Genomic DNA, 18,766 nt, shown 5'->3' with positions numbered 1-18,766 from the left:
AATTTGAAAATAAATTATTTATATGAACTGTTTATTGGGTTAAAACAGCTAATATAATGATCTTCAGCGATTTTCTTGAGCTCTGGACTTTGACAATTGCAAACATCTGTGCGATTGTAGCAGCGTTTTTTAAAGCTGCAGCCTTGGTCAAGATTAATCGGTTTTGGGATTTCTCCCTTTATTTTTATTCTATTTATTTCTATCCGTGGATCTACTGTGCCCACGTGAGATATAAGAGCCTTTGTGTAAGGGTGCTTGGGATTGTTGATAATTTCATCCGTTGGTGCATACTCAACGATTTTGCCCAAGTACATTACAAATATTTTATCTGCAATAAACTGAGTAGTTGGTATGTCGTGACTAATATATAAAAATCCTGTACTATCATTTTTCTTTATGTCCATTAGCATATTTAAAATATCTGCCCTAATGGACGCGTCCAGCATACTGACAGGTTCGTCGGCAATTATTAGTCTGGGATTTAAAAAAAGTGACCTAAGGATTGATATCCTTTGAAGTTGTCCGCCCGAAAGCTCAACAGGATAACGATTTAAATACTCTTCTGCATTTGGAAAACCAATCTCCTTTAAACTCTCAACTATAAATTCATAACGCTCTTCCTTGGTCTTTAAAATATTGTGAACCTTCAAGGTATTCATCAGGGTTGCTTTTAATTTTTTCTTGGGATTAAAAACATCAAAGGGATTTTGGAAAATCATTTGAGCATTCCGCCTAAATGATAACTTATCCTTCTTTAAAAATTCCTCTTGATCTCTGCCCAAAAATTTTACCCGACCAGATGTGGGCTCCTCCAATCCAATAACACATTTAGCAAGCGTGCTCTTGCCCGAGCCTGACTCACCGACAATGCCGATGACCTCGGACTCATCCAAGTCAAAGCTCACCCCATCAAGGGCCTTTAAAATCCCATCCTTGGTCTTATAATGTTTTTTTAAATCTCTTACTTCAAGTATGTTCATTCAAAATTCCTCTTGTTAAAGCAAGCCACTTGCCTTGATCCAAATACCTCTACCTTTGGAGTTTCCTTATCGCAAATTTCGCTCCTGTATGGACACCTATCTTTAAAGATGCACCCCATATATTCTTTGGATAAGTCTACAATGGTTCCTGGTATACTCATTAGCTTTTCCTTGTCCTTGTACATATCTGGATAAGAATTTAATAATAATTCCGTGTAAGGATGGAAAGGTTTTGTAAATACATCCATCACATCCCCCACTTCCACAATCCTGCCCCCGTACATGACCACAACTCTTTTAACAGAGCTAGCCACCAGGGAAACGTCATGAGTTATCATCAGGCGTGTTATATTTGTCTGAGCTTCCAATTCTAAAATCTCATCCATAATCTGCCGCTCAGTTACAATATCCAAAGCAGTTGTAGCCTCGTCCATAATTACCAGCTCAGGCTTAAGCAAAAATGCAGTGGCAATTGCCACCCTTTGCATCATACCGCCCGAAAGTTCATGCGGATATTTATCATAAATATAATCTGGCAAGTTCACCATATTTAAAGCATCCACGATTACTTTTTTTGCCTCAGACTTTTTGTATGATCCAAAGTTATTTAAAATAGATGTAAGTTGGACTCCAATTTTATGCACAGGACTTAAAAAATCCATAGAAGCTTGGAAGACCATAGCTATTTTTTGCCAACGGTATTTTTTAAATTCCTTGGGAGATAATTTTAATAAGTCCACTCCCCTATAAAAAATATTTCCGTCAACTCTTGTACCTTCAGGTAAAATTTGCAAGATAGCGTGAGCCAAAGTCGATTTGCCCGATCCTGATTCGCCAACTATGCCCACAGATTCATTTTCATTTAAAGTCAAATTAGCATCTGTGACTGCGCGAACGATCTTGTCCTTGTTTTTGTAAACAATATTTAAATCTTTAATCTCAATCATCTTATACCTCCATCATGGTCTTGTTAATAGCTTCCGCAATCATGTGGAAGGCGTAGACAATTAGAATTAAAAACAAACCTGCAAAAAGCGATATCCACCAGCCGGAAATCAAAAAGTTTTTCCCGTTGTAGATAATCTTGCCCAGAGAAACTCTTGTGATATCTCCCAGCCCCAAAAATGAAAGACTGGCCTCATATAATATGGCTGAAGAAATCGACAGAGTCGCGTCTGCAATAATTGAATTTATACCGTGAGGCAAAATATGATTTGTAATAATATAGGCGTCACTCTCTCCAATAACTTGGGCTGCCTTTACAAAATTTCTTTCCTTAAGGCTCATTGTAGCCCCACGCATAACACGAGCTGTCCCCATCCATCCAGTTAGTGCGATTACCAAAATAATATTTGTAAAAGACGAACCATAGATAGAGGCAATAATTATAATTAGAAAAAATGTAGGAACCATAAGCATAACGTTTATAATTTCCATAACAACCTTGTCCAAGGTTCCACCATAGTAGCCAATCATGGCGCCAATAAAAACACCGATGGTATTAGAAATAAAAGCTGCCAAAATTCCCACAATAAGGGAAGTCTTAATCCCGTTTGAAACGCTGGCAAAAACATCCCTGCCCAAGTCGTCCGTGCCAAAGATGTGGTCCTTGGATGGCGGCGTGAGCAAATTGTCTGTAAGGTCTGTCGGTGCATAAGAAGTTAGATGAGGACCAACGATTGAGAATATTATTAATAAAATCAAAAGTGTTAATCCAATTTTAAATTCGGTTTTTTCAAAAACTTCTCTCATACTCTAATCCTCGGATCTAAAATACCATAAACAATATCAGTCAATATTGAGAAAAATACAATTGAAACAGAAATTACCAAGTATACTGCATTTAAAACCATGTATTCCCTGGAGTTAATTGATTCGATTATAAGCCTACCCATGCCCGGCCAGCCAAAGACAATTTCTACCAGGGCCGCCCCGCTAATTGCAAAGGCAAAACTCATACCCACAACTGTAACCAGTGGGATCAAAGCATTTTTCAGAATATATTTGTTAAAAATTTCTCTTTCACTAAGGCCAACAGCCCTAAAGGTCTTTATAAAATTTTGATTCATAACATTTGCGATTGATGAGCGCACAATTCTATAAAAAATAGGTGTTTGAATCAAAACGATTGTCAAAATCGGCAAAGCCATGTGATGCATGAGGTCCAAAAACTTTTTAAAACCAGTGTAAGATTCACGTAAATTATAAAGTCCTGATGTCGGAAACCACCTCAGTCTGCCCGCAAAAACATATATAAGTATTAAACCCAGCCAGAAGCTCGGTATAGCGTCAAAAAAATAAGAAATATGATTAAACAATTTATCTACGAAACCATTTAAGTTCCGGCTGGCAATTATTCCAAAAAGAATCCCCAGGCCAATGGAAATAAAAGTTGCCATCAAAGTAAGTAATAGAGTAGGCCCAATTCTCCTCTTTATAACCTCAAAAACAGGTAGGTTGCTCTTGTATGAAAAACCAAAATCACCCTTTGCAGCATTTTTTACATAAGTAGTAAATTGAACAGCAACTGGTTTGTCCAAGTTATATTTTTCTTTTAAGTATTCAATTTGCTCAGGATTTGGATTTTCTTTGTTAGCAATGACCATCATAGGTGTGCCAGGTGCCAACCTGATCAAGAAAAAAGTCATCACAAAAGAAAAGAAAATTGTCATCAAGCCCAATAATACTTTTTTAAAAACATACTTTCCCATTACAACTCCTCATAAGTAAGTGGCCCTTAATCCCACGACAGTGCACATACGCATTAATTCATGTGAGTTCTTATAGGCCCTATAAATTAACTCAATAACAATTATAACATATAAAATTAAAAATGTGGCGAAATTTCTATTATTTCATTGTATTGTAACTAGATTTTAACCAGATAAATTATTTCTTAATAAACTCTTCGAAAAGCTTCACTAGCCTTTACTTACATAGCATTTTTAAATTAAACTCCCTTTATAATATAAAGTTTTCATTCTCACATTTGAAAAAATATTTTAAAAACCCAACAAAAAAGTTGTGGCCTTTATGTACTGCTCCCTTATTTCCGTGTCCGGATTTAAGGGGGCAGTACACTCCTTTGCCACAACTCTTTTTATTGTCTTCATGGAGTTATATATTAATAGAAATTTTTCGACTCGTGTATTTTATTTTTGCCAGCAATATTTTGCTATCTTTTAACTAGGAGGCAATAATACAAATAAATTTACTTACCTGCTGTTACTTTTTCCTTACCTTCTTTCTTGGCCTTTTCCTTAGCCCAGAGTTCGTCAGCTGTATCCTTCCAGTGTTCTGCATACATATCACACTTGCCGCATAGGTGTTCAACGTCTTCGGATTCAATCAAGTCTGTTGACTTGGCCCCGGTTTCCTTGACCATCTTGCGTAAGAGATCAGGATTTTCTAGCATTGGGCATGGTCTAAAGTGGTTTTCATTAAATGGTTGATTTTCCTTGTAGGCCATAAAGAGTGGTTGGGCCAAAGCGTCCTTGATGGAAACGTCTCTGATATTTGCACTTGAATAGTGGATAAATACACATGGTTCAACGTCGCCGTTTGCGTTAATATGCATGTAATCCTTGCCGCCTGCTATACATCCGTTGATGAGTCTGCCATCGTTTTGGAAGTCAAAAGCCACAATTGCAGGATCTGCATCCTTGCTCCTCAATTGGTCAATTCTTTCGACCATGTATTTTCTTTGTTCAGGATTTGGCATAAGTTCGACAACTGCGTCCTTACCAACTGGCATATAGTGGAAGTACCAAATGAGTTTTGATCCATTGTCGATAAGTAGTTTCAAAAATTCATCGCTTGTAACTGTATCAATGTTTTTGCTGGTGTAGCAAACAGCATTTCCAAACAATAATCCTTCCTCTTTCATAATCTTCATGGCATCGATAACTTTTTTGTAAACGCCTTCGCCGCGTCTGAAGTCATTTTCATCTTCGTAACCTTCAAGGCTGACTGCAAAGTTCATGTTGCCAAGTCTCTTTACTTCCTTGCAAAATTCCCTGTCAATCAAAGTACCGTTGGTGAAAATGTGGAAGCAGCAATCGTTGTGCTTTTCGGCAAGCTTGAGCATATCTGCCTTTCTTACCAAAGGTTCACCGCCTGTTACCAGATAAAAATAAATTCCCAGTTCCTTACCTTGTGTAACAATGCTATCCATTTCTTCAAAGGTCAAGTTGAGCTTGTTACCATATTCGGCTGCCCAGCAACCAATGCAGTGAAGATTGCAAGCACTGGTCGGGTCAAATAAAATTGTCCAAGGCAAATTAGTGCCCAGTTCTTGTCTGTGTTTTTCTCTGACCTTTGATCCGTAAAGTGAAGCCTCATAACCAAAGTTCATAATGGTCTTGTAGAGAATATTTCTGTCGATATTTTGTGCAATGTCGATTCCGTATTTGGTCCAACCGTTGTTTGGATCGTCGGCAACCCTGATTGCCTTGTCAAAAGTTTCGTCTTCAAATACTTTTAATTTTTTTGCATAGCCCATTAGATTTTTAAAAGTTTCTACTGGTTCCTTTTCTAATTTCTTTAATTCATGATTTACAAAAGTTTCTACTGCCTTTTTTTCTGCTGCATCTTTTAAGTTCATAAAATCCTCCCTTATAATAATTTACTAGTCAATCTATAATTTATGTAAATGTATTTATAGATGGCTGTAGAGATATATATCTATCTTTGTTTATATAATATCACATTTCTGACCATTGGTCAACTTTTTCCTGTTGATTTTTATTAAATTAATGTTAAAATATTAATAGAGGTAAAAAATGAAAAACAAAATCGAAAGAATTGACAAGAGACAAGAGCTTTTAAAAGCAAGCTATGACTTGTTTACGACCATTGGAATTGAAAATACGACCATACAAAAAATAACCGACACAGCTTCAGTTGGCAAGGGAACTTTTTATTTATATTTTAAAAGCAAACAGGATATCAAGGAAGCTCTGATAGCCGAAAAATCCGCTTGGATTTTAACCCGTGCCGTCGAAAGCCTAGACACCCATATAGAATCAAGCCAACTCAAGCTCGATTATTCCGAAAGAATTTTGTATATTGTCGATTATATAATTGAAATATTTATCGAAGACCCCGCCCTCTTGAAATTTATTTCAAAATACCTAAGTTGGGGCTTCATATCTTCACATTACTTAGATCAAAATAATGTAAACCCCCTTAGCCAAATCATAAATTTAATTGAAAAGAAGGAAAACGTTGTCCTCAAAGACATCCGCCTCCTCCTCTTCACCATATTTGAACTGGTAAATTCCACCTGCTACAATGTAATCTTAGATGGAGTTCCAGTTACAATCGAAGAATACAAACCATATTTATTTGAAACAATCAAACTTATGGTTAAAAATTCCATTAAGGCAGAAAAATAAAAAGCTATCACCCAGTGTTCTGATGCGAGCACACGGGGATAGCTTTTTTAAATATTCTTAATTGATTTAAATACATATTAATTAAAAAATATATTACATAAAAAAATGAGGCCAGAGCCCCATTTTTTATCAAAGCAACTAATAAGTTATTAGTAATTTATGATTCCTATTAAATTACTCTTGCAAAAATTTTTTCAAAACCTGGACATGATTGATTTGTGGATCCTTGGCTGCATAAATCAATATCACATCATCTTCCTTTAAGAGATCTTTTACATGGATTTTAAATTTTGCCGCTTCAGGATTTCCCTCTAGCTCTTCCATATAAAGTTCGGAAAATTTTTCAAAGTTTTCTGCCTTGTGAGCAAAAAATTTTCTGATTTGTGTAGAAGGCGTTATTTCTTTTGCCCATTCAAAGGGCTCTAAACTTTCTTTTTTAATTCCCCTGGGCCAGAGCCTGTCGACCAAAATTCTCCTGCCTTGGCAGGTATCGTCTATGTCATAGGCCCTTATCATTAGTAATTTTCCAGCCATATTATCATCTCCTAATCTATATAGGTCCTAACTTATTTAAAATGATTTATTATTGTATTAGTTAAATTGCTAATTTTATAATTTTAATGCTTTCCTATTAACAATTTCTTAAATATTCTAAACTTTAAAAACTTTCTTGTTAAAAATTATAATACCCAGATTATTTGCCAAAATATTTTATCAAAAACAAAATTCCTTTAAATCTTAGCCTATATGTATTATAATAAAACTAAATTATAAAGTATGTTGTCATAACAACGAAAGGAGAAAAATGGATTATAAATTTTTATCTGAGACAAATTTATTTAAAGGACTAAGTGAAGATGATATAAAAAAAGTCCTCCCCTGCCTAAGTCCAGAGGAAAAGACCTACCAGAAAAATGAAATTATCCTCCACACAGGCCAGACCACCAACAAGATTGGAATGGTTATAAAAGGCGGTGTAAATATTTCTGTGGTTTCCTACTGGGGACATGGACAAATCTTTGGCCACGTCAAAGCCGGAGAAATCTTCGGAGAAAATTATGCAGCCCTCCCTGGCAAAGAACTCCTTTGTGATGTAATTGCTGCAAAAAATACAGAAGTTATTTTCTTCGATTTCTCAGCCCTTGTAACAACTTGCCAAAATTCTTGTCCTTACCACAATGAGCTTATCTTAAATTTAATAAGAATTGCCGCCAGAAAAAATTTACTCTTCTCCAGTCGGATGATTCACACCAGTTCAAAGTCGATTAGAGACCGAGTCAGCTCCTACTTATCAGAGCAAGCGACAATAAATAATAGCAACCACTTTTCCATACCCTTCAATCGACAAGAACTGGCAGACTATTTAAATTTAGACCGATCTGCCCTATCAAATGAACTCAGCAAAATGAGAGCAGACGGCCTCTTGGACTTTTATAAAAATTCTTTTGAATTAAAAAAAATATAAAAAATCCCCTTTGTACTGACCCTTAAATCTAAAAATGGACTTAAGACCCAGTGCATAAAGGGGATTTTTATTTTAAAATTATTTTCTCACTTTTACAAGATCTTTAGCCTGTATAGCTAAAGGCCCAGGTGTTTTTTGATTCCATCCATATTTTGCACTAACTCCATAGTGCCCAAATAAGTTCCCTCTCTGTCCCTAAGGGCCAGGTAAGTTACCAGGAAGTCTCCTTCTTTTTTATTCATATAGACCTCAACCTTGTCACGAGCACCCGATTTGAAGTCGTCAATAATTGCACGCACCATTGGCTCAATTTTTGGCGGATGGCAGGAGAAAACATCCCTACCCAAAGCCATTGCCGGCCGCTTAAATACTTTAGGAACTTCGTTAAAGAATTTATTTATATCATTTGCATCGACAAATGTTATTTCAAGTGGCAGGGTATTTAAAAGAGCGATTAACTCTTTTACCTTCAAGACTCCACCTGGCATCTTGACTTCGGCTTCAAAATCAATATCTCCTTGTTCAGACTTAACAGCTCCCTCCCAAGTGTCATCAATGCCAAAGGCCATGTCATAATCCTTGGAATCAAAATAAATTCCATTCCAATCTTCATCAGTAAAATTAGCTGCACAAAGTGGGAATAAAATATTTTCTTCCTTATAAATCATTTCCTTAGCCCTATTTACCACCTCTATAGCTTTGGCCTCATCATAGGATTTTCTAAGCTCTCTAAGGCCATCCCTAATTTCATCATCCACCGTCCACATAACATTTGATGGACCAAACATCCCATACTTAACATTTAAAAGCGGATAAATCAAATCGCCCTTCTTGGCATAATGGATAGATAAATCGGATAAGTCCGCCAAGACTTCTGGCCTAGGATCAGCCAGAAAATCTTCAATGACCTTGGCCGCACATTCGTTTTCTTTTGAAAAAGTAGAAATAGGGTGGCCAACAATAGTTTTATAAAAGGCCGCAAATTCTTTTTTATTGGCCCTTTTATCTTCTAGGCTAATACCATTAGCACCTGCCCCATGAATCTCCTCAGCACTCATTCCATGGAAGAGCGAAGAGTGTATATCGCAAAGTTTTTTAATCTTATTTACGGGCATTCCCTCTTTGATAAGTTCTTCTTCTGCGGCCATAATCTCAGCTGCATCTACAGATTCAAAGTTTTTCACAAAGTCTGCCCTCACATCCTCCAATTGACTCTCATCTTCCAGCCTTAAAAGATAAGATTTTATTAGCTCTTTTCTCCTTGCAGCCTCATCGTCTTTATTTGCTTCGTCTGCTTGTATTCCTAATTGTTGACTAGGCTTAACTCCAGGACCTTCATCAGCACTTAACCCATCAAAGATAAAGCCATTATTTTTTAAAGCGAGGATAATATCAATCATATCAATCCCCTTGGCCTTGGCCCCCTTAGGTATGGTCATGAACCTGCCCACAGATTTTAACATGGCAGGCTTTTTAATCTCAGTAAAACCCAGCTCACTCATAATATCTATCAGCTCTGGATATTCTCCGACAAGATCATAAACACTCTTATTTAAATCAATATACTTCATCTTTACCTCCTTAAAAATTTTATTTTTTTATTTTTTTAATCTATATTTTTCTAAATTTTTTCTCCCCATCAATAATAAATAATAGCTGTCTGATATAAAAACAGACTCTGTTGCATTTCATACATTATTTAAATTATGTTTGCACAAATAATTAATCATAAGAATTTATATAAAAACACGCTCTACTTTGTATTATATTTTTAAAAGTCATTTTTGATTTTGTATAAATCAAATTATGCCTGCAAACATAACGCATCATAAAATCTCTGGTGAAAATTTCAAAACTACTTCAAGCTGATTTTTAATTTCAGTTTCAAATTCAGTTTTCTATTTAATTATACACCCAATCAGCAATAATCTATGTTGTTATAACAACATAGATAGAAATTTTTCCTAGGATTAGAAATATACTCTAAATTCCAGATAATTATATCCTGCTTATACAGCTAATTATATCCTGCTTAAACAGCTAATTAAACTTTGATTATAATATATTATGCTTATTATACGCTTTTAAAAGCTCCAAAATTGGACGACTTTCTTTATCAAACCTAATAAAAACTATAAATACATAAAAATAAAAAGCTAGCTCCCTTATATTTCTTAATTAAATTAGCCACAACTTTTTTTATTCAACTAAGTGTTTTAAATATCCATAGCCTTCCTTGTCCATATCCTCATAGGGAATAAATCTAAGAGAGGCACTGTTGATGCAATAACGGAGGCCGCCCTTGTCCTTGGGACCGTCTTTGAAAACGTGGCCCAAGTGTGACTCACCCGACCTGCTTTTTACTTCTGTCCTTGTCATATTGAAAGAAGTATCAGTATTATATTTTAAAACATCTTCTGAAATTGGCTTTGAAAATGATGGCCAGCCGCAACCCGAATCAAACTTATCCACGGATGAAAAAAGTGGCTCGCCCGTTACAATGTCGACATAAATTCCCTTTTGGTAATTATCCCAAAACTCATTATTAAAAGCCGGCTCAGTTGCACTTTCTTGGGTGACCTTGAACTCTTCATCGGTCAAGGTATTTTTTATTTGATCATCTGATGGCTTTTTGTAATCGTCTTCGTCAATTAAAACTTGGTCGGCCTTTGACAAGTCTATGTGGCAGTAGCCGCCAGGATTTTTATCCAGATAATCTTGGTGGTAGTCCTCAGCTTCATAAAAATTATCCAATTTTTCGACCTCGACTACAATCTTTTTGTCATATTTGTCTTGTTCTTTCTTGAGCCTGTCCTCAATAACCTGCCTGTCATTTTCATCTAGATAATAAATACCAGTCCTATATTGGCTGCCGATGTCATTACCCTGTTTATCAACAGACGTCGGATCAATTACCATCAAGAGATAGCGGATAAGTTTATCCAAAGAAATTTTGTTTGGATCGTAGGAAACCTTTACGGTTTCGGCGTGGCCAGTTTCTCCAGTAGACACTTCCTTGTAAGTTGGATCTACAGTCTTGCCGTTTGCATAGCCGCTCACAGCATCGTAAACACCGTACAGCTTTTCCATATAAGCCTCAAGGCCCCAGAAACATCCGCCAGCAAAATAAATTGTAGACAAGTCATCAGGATTTATATCCTCTTTTGTACCTTTTGATTCTGTTTTTGTACCAGCAATTTTTTCTTGTCTTTCTGTCGGATTTCCCGTGCAAGAAACAAATAAAATCGCCAGGGCTAAAATTAATAAAATAAATTTATTTTTCATAGTATAAAGCTCCTTTACTGATTTATACCCTCAAAATAAGATCACTTAATAAAAAGAAAAAATATATTTGCAAATAAAAATGAGGCCCTAGCCCCATTTAAAAAATTTATTTAACTCCCATCAAATCCTCATAAGAAAAATTGCTGAGCATATAATATTGGATCATCTTATTTAAGGCCTTGTCATCCAAAGCTTTTTGACTGGGATCTGAAGTGAACTCGCCATTTTCACTCATATATGAAGAGGCGTCGATTGGATAATCTTGCCTTCTTTCATTCACATATTGAATAAAAGGCGTCTTGAAACCGAGTTCATTTAAGGCATAAGCAAACAAATAATAATTGCTCATAGTTGGATTCTTCCCTACAAAATCCTTGCCCAATTTTTCTCTGGCAGCTGAATTGGCCCAAATGATATAAGGCGTTGTATAATGTCTGAGCCAGCCCTCAGCCGAATCAAAACCAATATCCACGCCCATTTTTTCATAAACGGACCCGTCCTCGCCAAGCCTGGCCAAATGGTCTCCATAAAAAACCACCAAGACCGGAGAATCTTCATCATTTAAATTTTCTATAAAATTCAAAAGCTGGTCAGCTGTGTCCTTGACCCCGTAGAGATAATTATTTGCCATATTGTATTCCTCGTCCGTCCCTGTAAAACTTGCCCGGTCCAAAAACTCGCCAAGCTTTTTATCCTCAGAACTATAAGGAGTGTGGTTTTGCATAGTGATAATAGAATTAAAATATCTCTTCTCCTTATCCCTATTTAAATAATCTTCCAAAACTAAGGGGAATAATAATTTATCTGGAAAATAATCCCCATCCTTGTTTATAAAAAATTGGTCAAAATAATTTTCCGAACAAAGAAATTCATCAAAACCCAAAAACCCATTAGTATTTAACCTGTTATAAAAAGCTCCTGTAAAGGGATGCATAGACTTGGTCGCATAGCCCTGTGATTTCAAAAACCAAACAAAGGTGTTAATATTTTTAATATAAGGTGGAAAACTATTTGCCCCCTGGTACATATATCTCTCGGCCTCTATGGTCCCGCCTCCGTAAGTGTAATTTTGTATAAGCCCACTTATGGACTGATTTTGAATTTTCCTAAAAGATTCGTAAACACTCGGGTCAACCTTGGCGCCCTTTTCTTCCAAATCAGCAAAGGATTCTCCCAAGATTAAAAATATATCCACTTGGTCCTCTTTCCCAGGCAATGACTCCTTGTAAGCCGCCAATTTTTTCTCGACTTCTTTTTCGTCATAGCCATCGGGCTTCTCATAGAAAAAATCCCTGTAATGATAAAAGAAAGTATAGACCATACCCCGGTCCTTGGCTCTCTCCACCTCAATATACGGGTGATAAAGTCCCATGGAATTATTCCAGTAGGTATCCCACTTGGTCATAAAAGTATTTAAAGACAAAAATCCTATGGCCAAAGTCACAATAATTCCAATCCACCTAGATTTTTTGTCCAATCTAAACTTATCTACTTTTAAAAGCAAAAGCCCCAGGCCACTTATAAAAATCGGAAAGACCACATAGAGCTTGTGAAATTTAACCTTAAGACCTGTATTTAACATGCCAAAAGCTTCTCTCACTAAAACAATATCGGTAATCCGTAAATTGTCATCCCTATAAAAAAGTTTATTTTGGTTGGCAATACCCATAATAAAAATTATGGCCCCAACCGAAAGAAAGGCCCCGCCTACACTGGCAAAGACAAAATACATAAGAACCATCAAAATAAAAATAGGAATAAAATTCATCAGCAAAATAATTGGAGATTTCAATAACTTAAAAGGAATTGAAAAATCCACAACCTGGTCTATAAATAAAAAACTCGCCAAAGTTAAAACAAAAGACAAAAGAGCTATGAGCAAAATATCATAGACCCTCCGCTTGTTAAAAATCTTCTTTAAAAAATCATCCACTCTAAATCTCCTATTTAATCAAAGCTTGAGCCTCTTTAAAGGCCGGGTTTTTGGAATCATGGAGAATATCAAAGATAACCAGCTCCAGATTAACCATATTTGCCCCCATATATCTCAAAGTCCTAAGCCCGCTTTCCTTATTGAATAAAACTCTAGAAGTAATGGCGTCCTCCATCAAAAATACATTGTAGCCTGCCTCAAGCAAATCGCGAGCAGTTTGAAAAACGCAAACATGAGTCTCTTGACCCAAGATAATAATATTTTTCTTGTTTTTCCCATTAATTGCATTTTTAATATCAGCATTTGCATAACAAGAAAATTCAGTCTTATCCATTGCCTCATCTGAATAAGCCTTGAAGCCATCAATGAGATCACCCAGCCCCCTCTTGTACTGAGTAGTAAATAAATAATCTATGTCCATAAGCTTGCAAAAATCCATAGCCTTGATGGAATTCGCAACCACCAGGTCACTTTCTGCCATAGCCGGCATCAAACGCTCTTGAAAATCTACAAATAAAAATAAAGAATCCTCTGCATTTAAATGAAACATAAAAACCTCCTTTTCACAATCATACAACAAATTTATCCATCCTTCAAGAGCAAATAAAAAAAGGCATCATTCGACGCCCTTTCTCCATCTAATTATTCCTATTATGTTCGCTGCTATTAGTAAAATCGCCAAGACAATGCCTGTGGTTTTTATCGAAACATCTCTGCCCAAAACTTCCCGCATGTCATAAATGTAACGAACAAACTTGCCTGCAATCAAGGCAAACATTATAGCTAATGCCTCTGATATAAAAAATATTTTAACAGTTTTATTATTAAAAAACACAAGGACAGCACAAACCACAAGTGCGGTTATCGCCACAGTTAAATATGCATGGATCCTCATGTCCAGCCAAGTGCTTAAACTACCAATAGCAGAAAGCAACAGGCCTGCTAAGAGGCCTGTCGTTAGTTTTAAATATAAATTTGATAAATTATTCAACAATTTCATAAGTTATAACTACAGGTTCACCATCTAGTGGGAAGTTATCCATATTGCCGTTGAATTCAACTGTCTTAGCCTTTTCAACTGAGCCGTATGGATATGGAGCATTACTTGTAATACCAACTAAACATGAGTCTAGGCATGTAATGCAACCTGTTTTCTTTTCGTTAGCGTTGTCAAGGTTACCTGAGAATCTAATTTGAATTGGATTTCCATTTGAATCCTTGATAACATCGTTAATATCTTTACCAGATTCTTGGTCCTTCCATGTAAAGGTCAATTTCAAATCTGAACCTTCTGTAAGAGTAGTTTCAGCATTGTCCTTGTTCATATTGTTACCAGCAACAGCTCCGATATCAAGCAAAGCTTGGTGGAAATCAGCTGGTTTAACAAATGATCTAAATACAGCCTTGTCAGCGAATTTGCCGCCATCTGAAACAACACCGTGTCTGGTGCTTTCTGTCAAATACTTACCATTTGCTAAAGCAAAAATCTTAATAGTTTTTGCTTCCTTGTCAACAACCATATTGTTGGTCTTTGAAAGACCAAATAATTCAACGTCGTCTTTAACTTCTGTCTTCTTGTTGCAACCTACAAAGGCAAAAGCCATTATAAGGGCAACGATGATTATAAATTTCTTATTCATAATACCTCCTTAAACAAATTTATTTTAGCATTTTGGGATAACAAATTCAAATAAAAAACGATACTTTAGAGGCATTATAGAAAAGTTTCATAAGGAAAGAAAAGCTATAGATTAATTTTATAACAAAAAATAAGGCCGGGGCCCCATTTTTATTTGCTGAATCGAAACATTAAATATCATTATTTATTATATCTAGCATTTGCACTCCAATTTCTTTTATTAAATCTACCACTAATGCGTTCCCCATTGTAAAAAATCTATTCGAATTAACTACTCCTTCTAATTCAGTCCATCCATCAGGGAAAGTGTTAATCCTCTCAGCTTCTACAGGTGAAAGAACTCTTAGGCGATTATTCCCAGGATCCCTTACCACATGACTCATTCTTGATACACTAGATTCAGATGTAACTATAGTTCTAGCTGGTTTAGACAAAGAGTCTGGAAATTCCATTCCACCCATTCCATATTTATATTTATGTCCTGTACGAGAAGTTTTTACTGTCTGAAATCCCTTTTTTAGTTCCATAAATTTTTGAATTTTTTCATCTGTTAAATAAAGTTGTTCATTTTCTATATTAGGTATTATCAATTCTCCAAGTGTGAACTCTGATCTATGTTTTGGAATGTAATCTGCCATAAAGGCCTCGCCATCTATCATAAATCCTGTTTTTCTAAATCCTTTTTTTACACGAAAATCGGTTGAAAACTCGTTTAAAGATTCAATTAAATTTAAGTCAACTTTATAAACATCAAGTATAGATTCATTCAACATAGTATTTGAAAATGGAGCCATGTTAGTTATGAAATTACTAATCTCACGTTCTTCTTCTTTTATGTTTGAGACACGATTATAGAAATCACTGTCTTTTCTAAATCCGAATATATATGTTCTCCTTCTGCGTTGTGGATAGCCATAATCCGCAGCATTAATCATTTTCCAAGAAACACCATAGCCTAAATCTGATAATGTTCTCAATATTATACCAAAGTCACGACCAGGTTGTTTGGTTTTTACCCCTGGTGAAGCTAGGAGTCTATCTACATTTTCAAAAAGTAAATACCTCGGCTTCTTACTTAGTATTACTTCTCGAATTTGCCACCAAAGAACACCTTTTTTCCCTACAATTCCTTTAGCTCCGGCAGTCGCAACAGAATAATCTTGACAAGGGAATCCTGCAACCAAAAGGTCCATGTCTGGAATCATGTCTTTATCAACATTATTTATATCTTCATTACTAATTGGTGTTTCAGGAAAGTTATTTTTATAGATATTGTAAGCAAATTGATTCTTTCTAGAAGGTTCAAACTGGTTTGCCCAAACTACTTCATATTGTTCACTCGCCCTCGTCAACCCAAGATGAAATCCTCCTACACCTGCAAACAAATCAACAACTTTTATTTTTTGTTCACTCATGTTTTCTATTTATTCTTTCCCTTTCTTCATCAATAATTTTTATTGCCTCAAGTATTTCATCTTCACTGTACTCTATAGATAATGTTTTATCATCAATAGCACCATACATAATTTTCTCTTTTTCTTTTAATCGATGATATATCTTCTCATCAATAAAGCCAGGACGAAAACTATCAAAATCTTCAGATGCCGTTTGTAAATAATAATATCTAGTGTGCTGGTCTTGGGTAAGTCCTAAACGATGAATTCTATCTCTCGATTGCAACATGAATGTTAAATTGAAATTATATTCAAAGTAAACAGCATCATGCACTGTTTGGTGCAAGGAAACCGATTCGCCCAAAGTCTGTGGATTAGTTACCAAAACTTGAACATCTCCATCTCTAAATTCATCAATCAACGCACTCCTCTTAGATTTATCAGTTCCACCGTATACTAAATTCACTTTTATCCCTTTAGATTCCAAAGATTGCGTTATTTTGTAAAGAGTGTCAACAAAAACTCCCCAAACTAAAACTTTTTTCCCTTCAGAAACAAGTTTTTGGACTAACTCAATCCCTCTATTAAATTTAGGCGATTCTATGTTATCGATATCAATATCAGCATATAAATTTTTTGTACTTTCTTGTCCGTTTTCATTTAACAAGTCTTCAAATTTATTCTTTGATATCGTATATATCTCTCCATCATCATCGCATGACATTAAATCGTTGTAGCTAATTTCTTTAGATAAAAGAGATGGATTTGTTGATGCTTGAATCAATCTAACAAGCCGTGCCAAGCTCGATTTTTCAACTGAATATATATACTCTGCCAAGTCCAATTGTTCTGAACTTGGAGGCACTATTTCAAGATAATCATCATCTACAAGTGGGACGTTCAAATCTTTTTTATTTGTCCTCCAAAAAAATGGATATAACTTAGTATTAATATCTTTAATTTGCCTTATGTTTGGATTAGATAATAAATCAGTATCCCATCCAAAATATGAATTATACTCATTTGCATACAGTATATGAAGGAAGTTATATATATCTACATAGCTATTAGGAATTGGAGTTCCCGATAAAACATATTTAAATTTAGGTTTTATTGATAGTTGTAGAGCCTTTTTTGCCCTAACACCTTCTGGATTTTTAATCCTGTGTACCTCATCAAATACTAACATTGTATTAATATCAATGTTCTGATTTATTTTTTTAAGATATTTTGGCAATGATTCATAATTAACTAAAATAAGATTACTAACTCCCCAATTAATAGACAAATCATAAGCAAAATCTGATGATGTTTGTGAATCGATTGATTTAAGTGGCTTTTTATTACCAAAAACCATTCTAAACTCTCTTTTCCAGCTATCAAAAGCATTCAAAGGAGATACTACTAATATCCTATCAATTCTTTCACTTTCATTTGTCTCTACCCTATTCAAATATGCAAATACTCCAAGAACCATAGCAGTTTTTCCCGCTCCAGGAACGGAAAAGTTTGCAGCTCGTGACATTTCATACATAAAATATGATGATCTTAAATGAAGCTCATAAAAAGGTCTACTTACCTCTGACTGAATAATTTCAGAAAACTCTTCGTAATAATTTTTTTTATCGATTGGAAAATCTTTTAAATCTCCTTTGTAAACATCTCCCATTATTTTATATTTTTCTATGGAATACCTAGATTGTCTAATATATTCCATAACTGCCTCGGTTACAATGACAGGTATATCTTTCCTTGAAGCCCTTTGTTTTGTAACATCAATAATTCTTTCTATATCCTTATACGTTGTAGATGCTTTTATAGTCTTATAATCATCATCAAAAAATATAGAAATATCACTACCAGGTCTTAATTTGCGATCATTTAAAGATAACTCTTCTTCACTATTGTCAATTCTAATTATAGTCCCATCTATAAATTTAAAGATAATTGAATTATCATATTGATTAAATGCATTATCTTTATCATCAATTTGATTTATTTCTGGTATGTTTGATTGTGATTGATATTTAGCGATTTCTTCGTATGCTATTTCTGAAACTTCTACGACTTTTACTCCTTCTTCTTCATCATTCCATAGTCTTTCAAATCTTTCTTGATTAGACTCCATTCTTAATTGAACATTTTTACTTGAATCCCAGGAGGTATCAACGCTTATGCTCTCATAATTTACATTCATACCACTTTTAGTTTCATTAACTGATCCATTAAAAAATACTTTTTCATTTCCCGATGATATTATTCCAAATTTGTCATGAAATATTCCCTTTTTGGTTAAAGCTATCTTAATACGTGCCTTTCCCATGGCAATCATAAAAGCTAAATTCCCAAGTTGCTGTTGTGTTTTAGATGTAAGTCGTTCATTTCTCTCTGCTAGTTTTAATGGCTTAATTTTTTCAAGTAAATCATAACCTGCTTTTATCCTATCGTAATCTTCCTTGCTTATTTCTTTTGAAATAATATATTCCAGATTGCCGCCATTTTTAGCTAGTTCTTCTAAACTTTCTGAATATAAGTCCAGACCAGCTGTATTAAAATAACCGGAAACACGTTGATATAAATCTGCCTCTCTTAATAATGGGCGATAAAATTCTTCAACAATACGATAAGAATATTCTGGTTTAATTTTATTCTTTATCTCGCTTGAGAATGCCAT

The 18,766-nt window shown here is 35.0% G+C and carries 16 protein-coding genes; 2 read left to right on the top strand and 14 right to left on the bottom strand.

Annotated elements, in window-relative coordinates:
• Window positions 1-14 precede the first annotated feature (14 nt).
• From AC6FXG_RS05595 to AC6FXG_RS05575, 5 genes are all read right to left on the bottom strand, one after another.
• Complete coding sequence (locus tag AC6FXG_RS05595) at window positions 15-980, bottom strand: ABC transporter ATP-binding protein (RefSeq protein WP_500571875.1); 966 nt, start codon at window positions 978-980, stop codon at window positions 15-17.
• On the bottom strand, window positions 977-1,927 hold the full coding sequence (locus AC6FXG_RS05590) for an ABC transporter ATP-binding protein (protein ID WP_500571874.1): 951 nt from the start codon (window positions 1,925-1,927) through the stop codon (window positions 977-979). Before AC6FXG_RS05590 ends, AC6FXG_RS05595 begins: the two co-directional genes overlap by 4 nt.
• Before the next feature lies 1 nt (window position 1,928).
• Window positions 1,929-2,732: an ABC transporter permease gene (locus tag AC6FXG_RS05585; protein WP_075574756.1), complete on the bottom strand. Its 804-nt coding sequence runs from the start codon at window positions 2,730-2,732 to the stop codon at window positions 1,929-1,931.
• On the bottom strand, window positions 2,729-3,691 hold the full coding sequence (locus AC6FXG_RS05580; protein WP_500571873.1) for an ABC transporter permease: 963 nt from the start codon (window positions 3,689-3,691) through the stop codon (window positions 2,729-2,731). Before AC6FXG_RS05580 ends, AC6FXG_RS05585 begins: the two co-directional genes overlap by 4 nt.
• 500 nt (window positions 3,692-4,191) lie before the next feature.
• Complete coding sequence (locus AC6FXG_RS05575) at window positions 4,192-5,583, bottom strand: radical SAM/SPASM domain-containing protein (RefSeq protein WP_500571872.1); 1,392 nt, start codon at window positions 5,581-5,583, stop codon at window positions 4,192-4,194.
• Between the two features lie 178 nt (window positions 5,584-5,761).
• On the opposite strand from AC6FXG_RS05575, the gene AC6FXG_RS05570 reads away from it, so the two are divergent.
• Window positions 5,762-6,376, top strand: a complete 615-nt coding sequence (locus tag AC6FXG_RS05570) for a TetR/AcrR family transcriptional regulator (RefSeq protein WP_500571871.1) — start codon at window positions 5,762-5,764, stop codon at window positions 6,374-6,376.
• A gap of 174 nt (window positions 6,377-6,550) precedes the next feature.
• On the opposite strand, the gene AC6FXG_RS05565 is transcribed toward AC6FXG_RS05570, so the two are convergent.
• On the bottom strand, window positions 6,551-6,910 hold the full coding sequence (locus AC6FXG_RS05565; protein WP_500571870.1) for a DUF488 domain-containing protein: 360 nt from the start codon (window positions 6,908-6,910) through the stop codon (window positions 6,551-6,553).
• Window positions 6,911-7,181: 271 nt separating this feature from the next.
• Here AC6FXG_RS05565 and AC6FXG_RS05560 point away from each other — a divergent pair, with 271 nt between their 5' ends.
• Complete coding sequence (locus AC6FXG_RS05560) at window positions 7,182-7,841, top strand: Crp/Fnr family transcriptional regulator (RefSeq protein ID WP_500571869.1); 660 nt, start codon at window positions 7,182-7,184, stop codon at window positions 7,839-7,841.
• A gap of 116 nt (window positions 7,842-7,957) precedes the next feature.
• Here AC6FXG_RS05560 and AC6FXG_RS05555 read toward each other — a convergent pair whose 3' ends face one another.
• From AC6FXG_RS05555 to AC6FXG_RS05520, 8 genes are all read right to left on the bottom strand, one after another.
• Window positions 7,958-9,412, bottom strand: a complete 1,455-nt coding sequence (locus AC6FXG_RS05555) for a DUF438 domain-containing protein (protein WP_500571868.1) — start codon at window positions 9,410-9,412, stop codon at window positions 7,958-7,960.
• 628 nt (window positions 9,413-10,040) lie between these two features.
• Complete coding sequence (msrB, locus tag AC6FXG_RS05550) at window positions 10,041-11,126, bottom strand: peptide-methionine (R)-S-oxide reductase MsrB (RefSeq protein WP_500571867.1); 1,086 nt, start codon at window positions 11,124-11,126, stop codon at window positions 10,041-10,043.
• A 106-nt stretch (window positions 11,127-11,232) separates the two neighbouring features.
• The gene (locus AC6FXG_RS05545; protein ID WP_500571866.1) at window positions 11,233-13,059 is read right to left on the bottom strand and encodes an LTA synthase family protein; all 1,827 of its coding nucleotides are present in this window, start codon (window positions 13,057-13,059) and stop codon (window positions 11,233-11,235) included.
• Between the two features lie 10 nt (window positions 13,060-13,069).
• The gene (locus tag AC6FXG_RS05540) at window positions 13,070-13,609 is read right to left on the bottom strand and encodes an isochorismatase family protein (protein ID WP_500571865.1); all 540 of its coding nucleotides are present in this window, start codon (window positions 13,607-13,609) and stop codon (window positions 13,070-13,072) included.
• Between the two features lie 66 nt (window positions 13,610-13,675).
• Entirely contained in the window at window positions 13,676-14,059 is a 384-nt protein-coding gene (locus AC6FXG_RS05535) for a hypothetical protein (RefSeq protein WP_500571864.1), read from the bottom strand.
• Window positions 14,043-14,699, bottom strand: a complete 657-nt coding sequence (locus AC6FXG_RS05530; RefSeq protein ID WP_500571863.1) for a YdjY domain-containing protein — start codon at window positions 14,697-14,699, stop codon at window positions 14,043-14,045. Before AC6FXG_RS05530 ends, AC6FXG_RS05535 begins: the two co-directional genes overlap by 17 nt.
• A 169-nt stretch (window positions 14,700-14,868) precedes the next feature.
• Entirely contained in the window at window positions 14,869-16,113 is a 1,245-nt protein-coding gene (gene dcm, locus AC6FXG_RS05525) for a DNA (cytosine-5-)-methyltransferase (protein WP_500571862.1), read from the bottom strand.
• Complete coding sequence (locus AC6FXG_RS05520) at window positions 16,106-18,766, bottom strand: SNF2-related protein (protein ID WP_500571861.1); 2,661 nt, start codon at window positions 18,764-18,766, stop codon at window positions 16,106-16,108. Before AC6FXG_RS05520 ends, dcm begins: the two co-directional genes overlap by 8 nt.

It is taken from the genome of Ezakiella massiliensis (genome assembly GCF_059862345.1).
This window is presented reverse-complemented; position numbering and strand designations above follow the sequence as displayed.

Coding starts and splice junctions, on each gene's coding strand:
- AC6FXG_RS05565 (WP_500571870.1), bottom strand. CDS start 6,910: ATGGCTGGAAAATTACTAATGATAAGGGCCTATGACATAGACGATACC.
- AC6FXG_RS05570 (WP_500571871.1), top strand. CDS start 5,762: ATGAAAAACAAAATCGAAAGAATTGACAAGAGACAAGAGCTTTTAAAA.
- AC6FXG_RS05520 (WP_500571861.1), bottom strand. CDS start 18,766: ATGGCATTCTCAAGCGAGATAAAGAATAAAATTAAACCAGAATATTCT.
- AC6FXG_RS05555 (WP_500571868.1), bottom strand. CDS start 9,412: ATGAAGTATATTGATTTAAATAAGAGTGTTTATGATCTTGTCGGAGAA.
- AC6FXG_RS05590 (WP_500571874.1), bottom strand. CDS start 1,927: ATGATTGAGATTAAAGATTTAAATATTGTTTACAAAAACAAGGACAAG.
- AC6FXG_RS05535 (WP_500571864.1), bottom strand. CDS start 14,059: ATGAAATTGTTGAATAATTTATCAAATTTATATTTAAAACTAACGACA.
- AC6FXG_RS05530 (WP_500571863.1), bottom strand. CDS start 14,699: ATGAATAAGAAATTTATAATCATCGTTGCCCTTATAATGGCTTTTGCC.
- msrB (WP_500571867.1), bottom strand. CDS start 11,126: ATGAAAAATAAATTTATTTTATTAATTTTAGCCCTGGCGATTTTATTT.
- AC6FXG_RS05540 (WP_500571865.1), bottom strand. CDS start 13,609: ATGTTTCATTTAAATGCAGAGGATTCTTTATTTTTATTTGTAGATTTT.
- AC6FXG_RS05580 (WP_500571873.1), bottom strand. CDS start 3,691: ATGGGAAAGTATGTTTTTAAAAAAGTATTATTGGGCTTGATGACAATT.
- AC6FXG_RS05585 (WP_075574756.1), bottom strand. CDS start 2,732: ATGAGAGAAGTTTTTGAAAAAACCGAATTTAAAATTGGATTAACACTT.
- AC6FXG_RS05560 (WP_500571869.1), top strand. CDS start 7,182: ATGGATTATAAATTTTTATCTGAGACAAATTTATTTAAAGGACTAAGT.
- dcm (WP_500571862.1), bottom strand. CDS start 16,113: ATGAGTGAACAAAAAATAAAAGTTGTTGATTTGTTTGCAGGTGTAGGA.
- AC6FXG_RS05575 (WP_500571872.1), bottom strand. CDS start 5,583: ATGAACTTAAAAGATGCAGCAGAAAAAAAGGCAGTAGAAACTTTTGTA.
- AC6FXG_RS05595 (WP_500571875.1), bottom strand. CDS start 980: ATGAACATACTTGAAGTAAGAGATTTAAAAAAACATTATAAGACCAAG.